At 67.7% G+C, this 12739-nt stretch carries 11 protein-coding genes; 6 read left to right on the top strand and 5 right to left on the bottom strand.

Annotated elements, in window-relative coordinates:
- Window positions 1-47 precede the first annotated feature (47 nt).
- The 6 genes from CMV14_RS14900 to CMV14_RS14875 all read left to right on the top strand — a co-directional run bounded on the left by CMV14_RS14900 (window position 48) and on the right by CMV14_RS14875 (window position 9045).
- Window positions 48-692, top strand: a complete 645-nt coding sequence (locus CMV14_RS14900; protein WP_176489045.1) for a protein-L-isoaspartate O-methyltransferase family protein — start codon at window positions 48-50, stop codon at window positions 690-692.
- Between the two features lie 24 nt (window positions 693-716).
- A complete protein-coding gene (locus CMV14_RS14895; protein ID WP_066962880.1) occupies window positions 717-2192 on the top strand; it encodes a TolC family outer membrane protein in 1476 nt (491 codons plus the stop codon).
- Window positions 2193-2206: 14 nt separating this feature from the next.
- Window positions 2207-2758: a DUF2497 domain-containing protein gene (locus tag CMV14_RS14890; protein WP_066962877.1), complete on the top strand. Its 552-nt coding sequence runs from the start codon at window positions 2207-2209 to the stop codon at window positions 2756-2758.
- An 80-nt stretch (window positions 2759-2838) separates the two neighbouring features.
- Complete coding sequence (locus tag CMV14_RS14885; protein WP_066963138.1) at window positions 2839-4872, top strand: S9 family peptidase; 2034 nt, start codon at window positions 2839-2841, stop codon at window positions 4870-4872.
- 86 nt (window positions 4873-4958) lie between these two features.
- Window positions 4959-7643, top strand: coding sequence for a valine--tRNA ligase (locus tag CMV14_RS14880; protein WP_066962874.1), 2685 nt, complete (start codon window positions 4959-4961; stop codon window positions 7641-7643).
- A gap of 4 nt (window positions 7644-7647) precedes the next feature.
- Complete coding sequence (locus CMV14_RS14875; RefSeq protein ID WP_066962871.1) at window positions 7648-9045, top strand: MATE family efflux transporter; 1398 nt, start codon at window positions 7648-7650, stop codon at window positions 9043-9045.
- 4 nt (window positions 9046-9049) lie between these two features.
- Here the strand turns inward: CMV14_RS14875 and CMV14_RS14870 are convergent, their stop codons facing one another.
- The 5 genes from CMV14_RS14870 to CMV14_RS26485 form a co-directional block, all read right to left on the bottom strand.
- Window positions 9050-9499 carry a hypothetical protein gene (locus CMV14_RS14870; RefSeq protein ID WP_066963135.1) on the bottom strand — a complete coding sequence of 150 codons (450 nt, stop codon included), beginning with the start codon at window positions 9497-9499 and terminating at the stop codon, window positions 9050-9052.
- A gap of 13 nt (window positions 9500-9512) precedes the next feature.
- Window positions 9513-10232 (bottom strand): AAA family ATPase, encoded by a 720-nt coding sequence (locus CMV14_RS14865; protein WP_066962868.1) that lies wholly within the window; start codon window positions 10230-10232, stop codon window positions 9513-9515.
- Window positions 10233-10319: 87 nt separating this feature from the next.
- Window positions 10320-11243, bottom strand: a complete 924-nt coding sequence (locus CMV14_RS14860) for a diacylglycerol/lipid kinase family protein (protein ID WP_066962866.1) — start codon at window positions 11241-11243, stop codon at window positions 10320-10322.
- A 52-nt stretch (window positions 11244-11295) separates the two neighbouring features.
- Complete coding sequence (locus CMV14_RS26810; protein ID WP_066962862.1) at window positions 11296-11733, bottom strand: PilZ domain-containing protein; 438 nt, start codon at window positions 11731-11733, stop codon at window positions 11296-11298.
- 31 nt (window positions 11734-11764) lie between these two features.
- Window positions 11765-12727, bottom strand: a complete 963-nt coding sequence (locus CMV14_RS26485; RefSeq protein WP_066962857.1) for a trypsin-like peptidase domain-containing protein — start codon at window positions 12725-12727, stop codon at window positions 11765-11767.
- Between the last annotated feature and the right edge of the window lie 12 nt (window positions 12728-12739).

Below are 12739 nucleotides of genomic sequence, written 5' to 3'. Positions count from 1 at the left end.
TTTCCAACTGTATTGTATCCCCAATACACCAAGAGGCGGGAAAGCCAGTGACCGAGCAGAATTTCGAGCAGATGCGCCGTGCCATGGTAGTGAGCCAGCTGCGCACCACCGGCGTCAGCGATGCCCGCGTCGTCGCGGCGATGGGCGATGTGGCGCGCGAGCGCTTCGTGCCGGGCGACAATGCCCGTCTCGCTTATGCCGACCTGACCCTGCCGATCGGCGGCGGCCGTGCGCTCAACTCGCCGATGGTGACGGGGCGGTTGCTGACCCAGGCGCAGGTGCGGCCCGGTGACAACGCCCTGCTGGTGGGGGCCGCGACGGGCTATGTCGCCGCCCTGCTGGAGCGGCTGGGCGCATCGGTCGTCGCGGTCGAGGAGGATGCGGATCTTGTCGCGGCCGGCAAGAAGGCCGCGCCCGGAGCGACCTGGATCAAGGCGACCCCCGCGGCGGGAAGCCGGAAGGGCGCACCCTATTCGCTGATCTATATCGATGGCGCGGTCGAGGAGATTCCGCAGGCGCTGATCGACCAGCTGGCCGATGGCGGCCGGCTGGTGGGTGCCATCGTCGACCAGGGCGTCACCCGCCTCATATCGGGCGTCCGCGCCGGCAAGGGGTTCGGTACGCAATCCTTCGCCGATGCGGATGTCGCCGTGCTGCCCGGCTTCGCCAAGCCGCCGGCCTTCAGCTTCTGACAGGGAAAGCATAGAGTGAAAGCCATGTTTGGGGGCGCGGCGCTGGGCCGCTGGGGCGTTTCTCTCGCGGCGATGGCGGCGGTGGCGGGCATCGCCCCGGCGCAGGCCGATACGCTGCGCGATGCGCTGTCCCAGGCCTATGCATCGAATCCGACGCTGACCGGCGCGCGGGCCGGTCTGCGCGCAACCGATGAGGATGTCGGCATCGCCCGCGCCCAGGGCCTGCCGGATCTCAGCGCCACGGCGCAGTATAACCGTTTCGTCAAGCGCTCGGCGAACAGCTTCACCCAGCCCAAGAAGTCGATCGGAGGTACGGTGGATGCGACCATCCCGCTGTACCAGGGCGGGTTCGTGCGCAATTCGATCCGTGCCGCCAAGGCGCGGGTTGGCCAGGGCCGCGCCAATCTGCAGGCCACCGAGGGCGACGTGTTCGCCATGGTCGTGTCCGCCTATATGGACGTGATCCGCGACACCGAGATCGTCGATTTCAACGCCAACAACGTCAAGGTGCTGGAGACCAACCTGCAGGCGAGCAACGATCGCTTCCAGGTCGGCGACCTCACCCGCACCGACGTCGCCCAGTCCGAGGCGCGGCTCGCCGGCGCGCGGGCAAACCTTCAGTCGGCCCAGGCCAATCTCGATGCCAGCCGCCAGAATTATCTGGAAGTGGTGGGCAAATTCCCGGACAATCTCGCGCCACCGCCGCCGCTGCCGGGCCTGCCCGCCACGTCCGATGACGCGGTCGACATGGCGGTCGAGAACAATCCCGATCTCGTCGCCGCGAAGGAGGCCACCAGGGCCGCCGAATATGACATCGGCGTCGCCGAGGCGCAGTGGATGCCGCGCATCTCGGCCTTCGGTACCGGCAACTATGTCGACTATCAGGGCACGCTCGCTGGCGGCGCGGCCGGTATCAAGCAGATCGACAAGACCGCGACGGTAGGCCTGCAGGCGCAGATTCCGCTCTATCAGGGCGGAGAGCCCGGCGCCCGCGTCCGCCAGGCGCAGGCGCGCAAGAGCCAGGCGATCGAGGCGCAGACCGCCGCCGAGCGCGCGGTGATCGCGGATGCCCGTGTCGCCTTCTCGCGCTATCAGGCGGCGCTGGGAGTGATCGACTCCTCGCAGGCGGCGGTGTCGGCCAATGAGCTCGCGCTCGAAGGCACGCGCGCCGAACAGGGCGTCGGTACCCGCAACGTCCTCGACGTGCTCAACGCCGAGCAGGAACTCCTGAACGCGCGCCAGACGCTGGTCTCCGCCAAGCGCGACGCCTACGTCCGTGGCTTCGAATTGCTCGCGGCGATGGGACGCGCCCAAGCTAAAGACCTAGGCCTCGACGGCGGCTCGCTTTACGATCCGGTTGCCAATTACAAGCGGGTCCACGGCCGCATCTGGGACTGGGACAGCGACCCCAAGCCCAAGCCGGTGGCCACCTCGACGCGGGGCCAGCCCAGCGTCTCGGCGGTGCCGTCGCACAGTGCGGTGGAAAGCCCGGCAAAATAGCTTATATTCGGCGGATGGCCGATCCGCGTTCCGAACCGTCGATGGAAGATATCCTCGCTTCCATCAAGCGCATCATCGCAGACGAACCGGGCGCTGTGCCGAAACCCCCGCAGGCCGCTCCCACCGCTGTGCCGCGCGTGCCGTCGATGGCCCCCCCGCCGCGCGCGAACGCGTCCGAACCGCCGCCGTCCTGGCCACGACGGGCTGAACCGCCGGCGCCACCCGAATCGGTGCTCGACCTGACCGATCGCGCGCCCGAAGCCTATCGGCCGCGCGCGACGCCCGAACCGGCGGCGGCATCCGAGCCGCCGCAGGTCCAGCGCGCCGTCGAACGGCTGCGCCAGGCCGAGGCCGAACTGCCCCCCGCCACGCCGCGCCCCGTGCCGCGCGACCTGCTGCCGCGCACGCCGACCCCGCGCCCCACGGGCGGCGACATCACGCTCGATGCGCTGGTCCGCGAGATGCTCCAGCCGATGCTGGCGGAGTGGATCGAGAAGAACCTGCCCGACATGGTCGAGCGGATGGTGCAGACCGAGATTCGCCGGATGATCGACAAGGAAGCGTAGGCAGGGCGACGCCGTCCTGACTGTACCACGCTACTGACACAGTTGTTGGCGGCGGGCCGGCTTTGGTCTATCGCATGCCGATGCAGAAACTCCCGCTTGTGGCCATTGGCCTCGCCGCGGGCATTGGCGCTGCCGCGCATGCCCGCCCGCTCACCATCCAGGATGTCGCCAGCTTCTCGCGCATCGGTGCCGCCGATGTCTCGCCCGACGGCCGCTGGCTCGTCTGGGACCAGCGCGAGACCGACATGGCCGCGAACAAGGGCCGCACCGACCTGTGGCGGCTCGACCTGACGAGAAAGGGCGCGGCGCCCGAAAAGCTCGCCGCCGATCCGGCCAGGAACGAGTCGGCGCCCGCCTTCACCCCCGATGGGCGCTGGGTGTTCTTCACCGCCGACAAGGATGGCAAGAGCGCGGTCTGGCGGATCTCGATCGATGGCGGCGCGCCCGAACTGGTCGCCGATCAGGATGTCGGCGGCTTCAGGATCTCGCCCACGGGGGACAGGCTGCTCGTCTGGGCCGATCGCCCGGTCGGCGCCCGTTCGCTGGCCGACGTCAAGCCGGGGGCGAAGGGCGGCAGCGGCCGTACCTATGACGGCTATTTCGTCCGCCATTGGGACGCATGGAGCGACGGTCAGCGCTCGCAACTGTTCGTGCTGCCGCTGAAGGATGGCAAGGCCGAAGGCGATGGCGTCGCGATCGGAGGCGCGCTGGTCGGCGACAGCCCCTCCAAGCCGTTCGGCGACGGCAGCGAACTGGCCTGGGGCAAGGACGGGCGGACCGTCTATTTCACCCTGCGCGAGGCGGGGACGACCGAACCGCTGTCGACCAACCTCGACATCTTCGCGGCGCCCGCTGACGGATCGGCCGCGCCGGTCAACCTGACCGACGCCAACGACGCCACCGACACGCTGCCCACCGTTTCGCCGGACGGCAAATGGCTTGCCTATGTCGCGATGAAGCGGCCCACCTACGAAGCCGACCGGCAGGTGATCCAGCTCCGCAACCTCGCGACGGGCGAAACCCGCGCGCTCACCGAGGGCTGGGATCGTTCGGTCGGCAGCCTGACATGGAGCAGGGACGGCACGCGGCTCTACGTCACCGCCGGGGATACGGGCAATGAGCCCGTCTTCGCCGTCGATGTGAAGAGCGGCAAGCCGACCCGGCTGACCGGGGAGGGCACCGCCGGCACCGTGCTCGCGACGCCCAAGGGCTATGTCTATACGTTGAACGGGATCACCGCCCCGTCGGACTTCTACGCCGGATCGGGCAAGGGCAAGCCGGTGCGGCTGACCTGGGTGAACAGGGACAAGCTCGCCGGCATCGACATGCCGGGCATCGCGCATTTCAGCTTCAGGGGTGCCAATGGCGACACCGTCTGGGCCTATGCGGTCAAGCCCGCCGGCCTGGCGGAGGGCGCCAAGGCGCCGATCGCCTTCCTGATCCATGGCGGGCCGCAGGGCTCGTTCGGCAATGGCTGGTCCTACCGCTGGAACCCGGCGGTGTTCGCGGGCGCCGGCTATGCCGCGGTGATGGTCGATTTCCACGGCAGCACCGGCTACGGCCAGGCCTTCACCGATGCTATCAACCAGGATTGGGGCGGCAAGCCGCTCGAGGACCTAAAGCTGGGTCTCGCCGCCGCGACCGCTAAATATGGCTGGCTGGACGGATCGAACGCCTGCGCGGCGGGCGGCTCCTATGGCGGCTATATGACCAACTGGATTGCGGGCAGGTGGCCCGACGGGTTTAAGTGCCTCGTCACTCATGCCGGCGTCTTCGATGCCCGCGCCATGGCCTATGAGACCGAGGAGCTGTGGTTCGACGAATGGGAGCATGGCGGCCCCTATTATGAGGTCGCCGCGAATTACGAGAAGTGGAACCCCGTTCACCACGTCACCGCCTGGAAGACGCCGATGCTGATCCTGCACGGCGAGAAGGATTTCCGCATCCCCTATACCCAGGGCATCGGCGCCTTCACCGCTGCCCAGCGCCGGGGCGTGGAATCGCGGCTGGTGATGTTCCCCGATGAGAACCACTGGATCCTGAAGCCGAAGAACAGCATCCAATGGTATGACGAGGTGCTGGGCTGGATGGACAAGCACACCAAGGGGAAATGATCGTACCGGCGGCCACCTCTTTGTGAGCCGGAGGCTTACAAAGAGGTGGCGCGGCGCAGCATGATCCCGCTAAAGCCGGCGCCATCATGACGATCGACAAGACATTCGACCCCGCCGCGATCGAAGCGCGCTGGTACGCCTATTGGGAAGAGCAGGGCCTGTTCCGGCCGGAGCGGCCCGATGCCGAGCCCTATACCATCGTGATCCCGCCACCCAATGTGACGGGCAGCCTGCATATCGGCCATGCGCTCGACGACACCTTGCAGGACGTGCTCGTCCGCCATGCCCGGCTGAAGGGCAAGGATGCGCTGTGGGTGGTCGGCACCGACCATGCCGGCATCGCGACCCAGATGGTGGTGGAGCGCCAGCTGAACGCCAAGGGCCAGAAGCGCACCGATTTCAGCCGCGACGAGTTCGTCGAGAAGGTCTGGGCGTGGAAGGAAGAGAGCGGCGGTACGATCACCCGCCAGCTTCGCCGGCTCGGCGCCTCGTGCGACTGGGCGAATGAGCGCTTCACCATGGACGAGGGCTTTTCGAAGGCCGTCCTCAAGGTGTTCGTCGATCTCTACAACCAGAAGCTGCTCTATCGCGACAAGCGCCTGGTCAACTGGGATCCGGGCCTCAAGACCGCGATCTCCGATCTCGAGGTCGAGACGAAGGAGATCCAGGGCAAATTCTGGCACTTCTCCTATCCGCTCGCCGATGGTTCGGGCGCGATCTCGGTGGCGACCACCCGGCCGGAGACGATGCTGGCCGACATGGCCGTCGCGGTGAACCCCGAGGATGACCGCTACAGGGCGCTGATCGGCAGGCAGGTGAAGCTGCCGATCACCGGCCGGCTGATCCCGATCATCGCCGACGAGCATGCCGATCCCGAACTGGGTTCAGGTGCTGTGAAGATCACGCCGGGGCACGACTTCAACGATTTCGAGGTGGGCAAGCGCGCGGGCTTCAAGCCGGCCGAGATGCTTAACATGCTCGATGCCGAGGCGAAGGTCGTCCAGACGAGCGATGGCCTGATCCCCGAGGATTATCTGGGCCTCGACCGGTTCGCGGCGCGCAACAAGGTCGTCGAGGCGATCGAGGCCGCGGGCCTGCTCGAGAAGATCGAGGACCGCGTCATCCAGACGCCTTATGGCGATCGTTCGGGCGTGGTGATCGAGCCCTGGCTGACCGACCAATGGTATGTCGACGCCGAGACGCTGGCCAAGCCGGCGATCGAGGCGGTGCGCTCGGGCGCGATCAAGGTGGTCCCCGAAAGCTGGACCAAGACCTATTATAACTGGCTGGAGAACATCCAGCCCTGGTGCGTCTCGCGCCAGCTCTGGTGGGGCCACCAGATTCCGGCCTGGTATGACGAGCAGGGCAACGTCTTCGTCGCCGAGGACGAGGCGGCGGCGCAGGCGCTCGCGGGGAACGCGAAGCTGACCCGCGATCCCGATGTGCTGGATACCTGGTTCTCCTCGGCGCTGTGGCCGTTCGGCACGCTGGGGTGGCCCGATGCGCCTTTGCAGGGCGATCCGACGGGCGCGGGCAAATCGCTGCTGACCCGCCATTATCCCAATGACGTGCTGATCTCGGGCTTCGACATCCTGTTCTTCTGGGATGCGCGGATGATCATGCAGGGTCTCCACTTCATGGGAGAAGTGCCTTTCAAGACCTTGTATCTCCATGGTCTTGTCCGTGCGGCGGACGGCTCGAAGATGTCGAAGTCGAAGGGCAACACGGTCGATCCGCTCGGCCTGATCGACAAATATGGCGCCGATGCGCTGCGCTTCACGCTCACCGCGATGGAAAGCCAGGGCCGCGACATCAAGCTCGATGAGAAGCGGGTCGAAGGCTATCGCAATTTCGCGACCAAGCTTTGGAATGCCGCGCGTTTCGCGCAGAGCAACGGCATCGCCGCGTCGACCACGATCGAGGCACCCAAGGCCGAACTGGCCGTCAATCGCTGGATCATCGCGGAGACAGTGAAGACGGTGCAGGCGCTCGACCTCGCCATCGCCGACCTGCGCTATGACGAGGCGGCGAACACCATCTACCACTTCACCTGGGCCAGCTTCTGCGACTGGTATATCGAGCTGACCAAGCCGCTGCTGGCCGAGGGCGCGGATGAGGCCCAGGCCGCCGAGACCCGCGCGGTGGCGGGCTGGGCGCTCGACCAGATATTGGTGATGCTCCACCCGTTCATGCCGTTCATCACCGAGGAGCTGTGGCACGCGCTTGCGGGCCCCACCCACCCGCGGCCCTACGACATCATCGTCGCGAAATGGCCGATGGCCGATGCGCGTGCGATCGACCCGGCGGCGCAGCAGGAGATTGACTGGCTGATCCGGATGATCAGCGAGGTGCGCGCCGCGCGGACCGGGCTCAACGTGCCCCCCGGCGCCCGACTGCCCGCGCACGTCCGGGGGGCATCGGAGCTGACACGCACAAGGCTTGCGGCGAACGGCGTGGCCATCGCCCGGCTGGCGCGGATCGACCTTGCCGAGGGCGACGCCCCGGCGGGCGGGGCCGCGCAGGTCGTCGTCGACGAGGCGACCTATGTCCTGCCGCTCGAAGGGGTGATCGATCTCGATGCCGAGCGCGCGCGGCTGGCAAAGGGCATCGCGGCGGCCGAGAAGGAGCGCGACAGCCTGGCCGGCCGGCTCGGCAATCCGGCCTTCGTCGAGAGGGCGAAGCCCGAGGCGGTCGAGAAGGCCCGGGCCGACCATGCCGAGAAAAGCCTGGAAGCGGAACAGTTGAGCGCGGCCCTGGCGCGGCTCGGCTAGGCGCGTGGCGAGGGCGCAGCGGGATCTGACCGAGGGGCCGATCGCCGGCACGCTGCTGCGCTTCGCCGTCCCGACGCTGCTCGCCAATATCCTGCAGTCGCTCAACGCCTCGATCAACACGATCTGGATCGGCCGCTTCCTGGGCGAGAAGGCGCTGGCGGCGACCGCCAACGCCACCAACGTCATCTTCCTGGCCTTCGCGCTGATGTTCGGCTTCGGGATGGCCGCGATGATCCTGGTGGGCCAGCATATCGGCCGCAAGGACCTGGACGGCGCGCGCCGCGCGATCGGCGCCGGCCTGGGACTGATCCTGTGCATGGCCTTCCTGATGATGGCCGCCGGCATCGGCCTGACCGACAAGCTGCTCCATCTGCTTGGCACGCCCGCCGATGCCCGGCCGCTCGCTTCGGCCTATCTCAAGGTCATGCTGCTGAACTTGCCGTTCAGCGCGGTGCTGGTGCTGCTGATGATGTCGCTGCGCGGGATCGGCGACGCGATGACGCCGCTGTGGTTCATGATCCTCGGCATCGTCCTTGATGCGGGGCTCAACCCGCTCTTCATCGCGGGCATCGGCCCCTTCCCGGAACTGGGTATCGTCGGTTCGGGGGTCGCGACGCTGATCGCGAACATCGTGGGGATGGCGGGCCTGCTGCTGGTCGTCTACGGGCGGGATCTGCCGATCCGGCTGCGCGGCGCCGAGTTTCGCTATCTTCTGCCCCGGCCGGCGCTGTTGCGCCTCGTCGTGTCCCGGGGCGTGATGATGGGGATGCAGATGGTGGTCGCGACGATCAGCGCGCTGGTGATGGTGGGGCTGGTCAATCATGCCGGCGTGGCCGCGACGGCGGCCTATGGCGTCGCTTTCCAGCTGTGGAACTATATCCAGATGCCGGCGATGGCGATCGGCGCCGCGGTCAGCGCGATGGCCGCGCAGAATATCGGCGCGGGCCGCTGGGACAGGGTGGGGGCGATCACGCGCAGTGGTCTGCTGTTCAACCTGGTGCTGACGGGAGCGCTGATCACGCTGCTGACCTATTTCGACAGGCCGGTGCTGGGCCTGTTCCTGGGCGCCGACAGCCCGGCCATCCCGATCGCCCAGCGCATCCAGCTGATCGCGGGCTGGAGCTTCATCTTCTCGGGCGCGACGCTGGTCTTCTTCGGCACGACGCGTGCCAATGGTGCGGTCATCGCTCCGGTCGCGATCATGTTCGTCGGGCTGGTGGTGTGCCGGCTGGGCTTCGCGGTCGGCATGCAGCCCGCGCTGCATTTCGATGCCCTGTGGTGGGCCTTCCCCTTCGGTTCACTGTTCACCCTGGCCCTGTCCAGCCTCTATTATGCCCGGGGCGGCTGGAGGAAGAATGTGCTCGTCGATGCGGCCGAGCGCGCGGAGCAGCCGGCGGACTGAAATATCATCCGGGTCGCCGGCTGGCCCGAACCTGATCGGCCAAGGCGTCGAGGCAGGGCTGATCCCGGAGAAAGCGATCGAGCGCCTCGGTGACGAGTTGCTGCGCTGAGCGATGCGCGGCGGCGCTCGCGAGGCGCAGGCGCAGATGCCGGTCGGCATCGAGCCGCAGGGTGAAGGCGGCTCGGGAGGGGGCAGGCGGATGTTCGGCCTTTTCGGGCGTAACGGTGAAGGAGCGGCTGAGCCGTTCCTGCTGCTCGCGGACGGGCAGGGCGGGCTCCGGCGCGCGGGGCGCCGTCCGCTGGCCCTCGCCCCAGCCCAGATCCTCGTGCAGCGCATCGCGGGCGGCGCCGAGCGACGCCATGGGCACATAGGCGCGGCGGATCGCGGGGCGGGCATCGCCCTTGCGGGCGAGCAGCGATGAGGTCAGCGACGCGACCGGCTTGGGTTCGGACATCGGCATCCCTTCCTTATCGTTCCGCGACCCTGCGGCCGAAGCCGCCGGCCGCGCGCTGGGACAGCGGGCCGACCGCGCTGTTGGCGACCCCGCCGATCACGGTCCTGCGGAAATTCTTCTCGATCCGGTCCGATACATAGGCCCAGAGCTGCTCGATCTCGGCGGCGGAGCGCCCGCCCGGATTGACTTCCATCACGGTGCGCCCGTCGATCATCGATGCGGCGAACTCGGTGCGCTGGTGGATCGTTACCGGAGCGACCGTGCCGTGCTGTGACAGGGCGATGGCGGCCTCGGATGTGATGCGCGCCTTGGGCGTGCCGGCATTGACGACAAAGATCAGCGGCTTGCCGGCGCGATCGCACAGCTCCACCGTCGCGCCCACCGCGCGCAGGTCGTGCGGACTCGGCCGGGTCGGGACGATGACGAGGTCGGCGACCGAGACGACGCTCTGGATCGCGACGGTGATGGCCGGCGGCGTGTCGATCACCGCCATCTTGAAGCCCTGCTGCCGAAGCGCCTCCAGATCGGTGGCTAGGCGCGCGACCGTCGTCGACGCGAAGGCGGGGGCGTCGGCCTCGCGCTCGTTCCACCAGTCGGCGAGCGAACCCTGCGGATCGATGTCGATCAGCACCACCGGGCCGGCGCCGGCGCGTTCCATCTGCACGGCGAGATGGCCCGACAGCGTCGTCTTGCCCGATCCCCCCTTCTGCGATGCGAGAGCCAGAATCCGCACGTTTTTCCCCTGTCGCGAACAGTCGCGGCCAGAGGTGCCATCAGCGGCCTAACGCACTGTTCCGAAAAGCGGTTAAGCGCTTCTTCGTCATTCCGGATCGGCTTCGGCCTTCTTCGGGGACGGGCACGGCACCATGACCCACACGGCCTTGGGCGCAATCTTTGCGGTGAACGGCGTCTTCGCCAGCACCTCTCCGTCGATCGATACCTTCAGCGGGGGGATCGTCTCGACCTCGATCGCGCGCCCGCGATATTCGACGGTGGTGTCCTTGCGCGCGCGCAACCGCAGCCAGCTGGCCAGCCAGCTCCAGCCGAGCTGGGAGGGGGAGCGGCCGACCACCGCCTGGACGACGATCTCGCCGCTTTCCGGATCGGCCTCGTCGACCAGCTCTACGCCGCCATGATAAGGGCCGTTGGCGATGCGCACTTCCAGTGCGTCCATCTCCTCGCGCACGCCGTCATGGATGACGATCAGCTTGAACGAGCGGAACTTCATCGACTGCCACGCCGCCCAGATCAGATAGCCGAGCCGGCCGAGGCTTTTCTTGAGCTTGGGTGGAATCTGGCCGCCGATCTTGGTCGACAGGCCGATCGCGGCGCAATTGCAGTAATAATCGCCGTCGATCATGCCCAGGTCGATGCGGCGCCGCTCGCCGCCCGTGATGACATCGATCGCGCCATCGAGATCGAGCGGGATGCCCAGCGAACGGGCAAAGCTGTTCGCGGTGCCGAGCGGCAGCACGGAAAAGACGGTATCGGTGCCGACCAGTTCATCGACCGCGCAGGACAGGGAGCCGTCGCCGCCGCCCACGATCAGCATGGGCGGCTTTTCCCGCATGACCCGAGCGACCCGATCGGGCAGGGTGCCGGGCTGTTCAACCGCGATAGCCTCGGTCAATTCGATCCCGGCGTCGCGGAGTTTCGCACAGGCCGCCTCGAACTGCTTGCGTCCCTGGCGGGACAGCGCGTTGACGATCAGGACAGCGGAGCTTGGGGGGCTTTGGTCAGGCATGCGAGAGGGAAACGCGTCAGGACCGTTTCGGGTCCATATCGGTGCCCTATGCTTATGCGCGGCCCCACTGGTCCGGAGTGACCGGCGACATCAGGCCCGGAAAGCAGCGCGCCATCCGGCTGTCCCCGCACAGCGCGGCGTGCAGTTCCTCCTCGTCGAGCGGCTCGACGAAGCGGCAGCCGGCGCGGTTGTCTGAAATCCAGCGTATCTCCGCTTCGCGGCGGCCGATCACCGGCATGTCCACCATCACGCGGGTCCCGGCGATCAGGACCTGATCGGACACCGCCGAAAGCCCGCGATGCGAGATATCGGTGACGATGACGTCCGAGATCTGGTCGGCGCCGCCGGCGGCGGCGTCAAGCGTCAGCTTCAGGTCGGGACGGAGGCGTGCCGGCATGGCGACGGCGTGGCGCTCCTCGCGCCGGGCCAGGGGCAGATGGGCGGTCCGTACGGGAGCCTGGAACGCTTCGCTGTGGAACGACTGGTACATGGTTTCTTCCTCTCGGGACAAAAGGGATGGATCAGGAAATGCTCTGGTCTTCCGCGAGCGCCAGGAGCGTCGCGGCGGCGGTGGGGTAGGGGATGTCGGAACGGACGACCTGCTCGGCCGCCGGATTGTCGCGGACGACCATGTCGATCGTCGCCAATATCCGGCGGTCGAAGCGGAGGCCGTAGTTGAAGCAGTGCATCGGATCATAGGCGGGGGCGGCCGCGTCGGTGTCGCAGAGCGTGCCGATGTGCACGCCGAAGGCGACGTTGGCGCGGCTGTCATAATAGAGCCCGCCCGACGAGCCCGCGCTCGAATTGGCGGAGGAAGCGAAGAGGCGCGAGCCGTCGGTTACGCGGGATCCTTCGCTGGGAGCGACCAGCGAATAGGGGAAGGCCTGGGTGTGGCCGCGGGTGACGCGGGCGCGCTGGTCCTGGCGGACGCCGGACTGGAAGGCGAGCAGCTCGACCCGGGGCCGGATGCTGCCGCCGGTGCCAACGGCGGGGATGCGCGAGATGTGGAGCGGCCGTGCGAGCTTGAGCACCGCGAAGTCGAACGATCCGTCGCCGCGCACTGAGCGATCCGCCCAGGGTGAAACCGCATAGCGGATATTGGCGATCTCGCGGATGCTCTGATCCGCGTTGTAGAGCACGAAGATGCAGTGATCGGGATCGCGGACGTCGGCGGTCTGGCCGCGCCGGTCGCGGCGGAAGAAGGTGTGCGCGGCGGTGATGACGGTATCGGCGGCGCCGACGACCCAGCCGGTGGCGTTGAAGGAGACGCCCTTCGATCCGGCCTGGAGGCATTCGATCCGGCCGAGGCCCTCGAACTGCGTTTCCTGGGTGGTCGACAGGAAGGCATCGGCCTCGTCGCGATCGTCAGGGCCCAGCACGGCGGCGTGGGCGGTGGCGGCGAGCGTGGTGCCCGCCAGAAGGGCGAGCAGCGAGAGCCGGGCGAGGATGCGTCGCGCACCCCCCGTTGGGGTCGAACCAGTCATGTCGCTATCCGT

Source organism: Rhizorhabdus dicambivorans (assembly GCF_002355275.1).
Lineage (GTDB): Bacteria > Pseudomonadota > Alphaproteobacteria > Sphingomonadales > Sphingomonadaceae > Rhizorhabdus > Rhizorhabdus dicambivorans.
Note: the sequence above shows the minus strand (reverse complement) of the source record. Positions and strands in the feature narration are given on the sequence as shown.

Excerpts from the sequence above, each read along its gene's own strand:
- CMV14_RS14895 (WP_066962880.1), top strand. The coding sequence starts at position 717 with ATGTTTGGGGGCGCGGCGCTGGGCCGCTGGGGCGTTTCTCTCGCGGCG.
- CMV14_RS14890 (WP_066962877.1), top strand. The coding sequence starts at position 2,207 with ATGGCCGATCCGCGTTCCGAACCGTCGATGGAAGATATCCTCGCTTCC.
- CMV14_RS14885 (WP_066963138.1), top strand. The coding sequence starts at position 2,839 with ATGCAGAAACTCCCGCTTGTGGCCATTGGCCTCGCCGCGGGCATTGGC.
- CMV14_RS14880 (WP_066962874.1), top strand. The coding sequence starts at position 4,959 with ATGACGATCGACAAGACATTCGACCCCGCCGCGATCGAAGCGCGCTGG.
- CMV14_RS14870 (WP_066963135.1), bottom strand. The coding sequence starts at position 9,499 with ATGTCCGAACCCAAGCCGGTCGCGTCGCTGACCTCATCGCTGCTCGCC.
- CMV14_RS14860 (WP_066962866.1), bottom strand. The coding sequence starts at position 11,243 with ATGCCTGACCAAAGCCCCCCAAGCTCCGCTGTCCTGATCGTCAACGCG.
- CMV14_RS26810 (WP_066962862.1), bottom strand. The coding sequence starts at position 11,733 with ATGTACCAGTCGTTCCACAGCGAAGCGTTCCAGGCTCCCGTACGGACC.
- CMV14_RS26485 (WP_066962857.1), bottom strand. The coding sequence starts at position 12,727 with ATGACTGGTTCGACCCCAACGGGGGGTGCGCGACGCATCCTCGCCCGG.